Raw genomic sequence first — 241 nt, forward strand, 5'->3', positions numbered from 1 at the left:
CGTCGGAGTCAAGCGCCTCGAGCCCCGCCGCGATCGCCGGGAGAGCCGACTCGTCTCCCGCGAACAGGTGCCAGGATGCCGCGGGGTCGGGGGTGTATCCGCCACCGGGCGAGCTGACCACCAGCCGCTCCCCCGGCCGCGCTCCGGCCGCCCACGGTCCCGCGAGACCCTCGTCGCCATGGACGACGAAGTCGATCGCGAGCTCATCCCCCTCGACCTCACGCACGGTGTAGGTGCGCGT

At 73.4% G+C, this 241-nt stretch carries 1 protein-coding gene; it reads right to left on the reverse strand.

What is annotated here, in order from left to right; genetic code table 11:
• The coding region (locus ACZ3HG_RS24685) for a siderophore-interacting protein (RefSeq protein WP_465335151.1) at positions 1 to 241 on the reverse strand (241 nt) is incomplete at both ends.

This window comes from Erwinia sp. PME.40.26/001, from assembly GCF_055556675.1.